General features: G+C 61.1%; 1 pseudogene. It reads right to left on the bottom strand.

Annotation, left to right across the window (positions count from 1 at the left end):
• Nucleotides 1-221 (bottom strand): annotated as a pseudogene (locus AC0L2O_RS36685) (DUF2285 domain-containing protein); the annotation flags it as partial.
• Nucleotides 222-283: the final 62 nt, after the last annotated feature.

Below are 283 nucleotides of genomic sequence, written 5' to 3'. Positions count from 1 at the left end.
GAAAGCATCGCTGGCCAGATCGCCTCGGTGCGGAGGCAAACAGGGCGCAAGATATCGGCGCCAGAGACGGCGAGCTGGAGCGTATGTTCCGCATTGCGAAGAAGAACATGCTGGCCCTTGTCGGGCGCCAGCAGGACCGTCGCACGACATGGCAACGCCGAGAGCTCGAACGGCAATGTCGCCGAGGATGCGGACAGCTGTTCTGCAATGACCGGCAGCACATGGACGCACCAGAGCGGAGACCAGAATACGAGCGAATTTCGCCCATAAGACTCGGCGAAAC

This window comes from Bradyrhizobium sp. Kon10, assembly GCF_055807395.1.
Note: the sequence above shows the minus strand (reverse complement) of the source record. Positions and strands in the feature narration are given on the sequence as shown.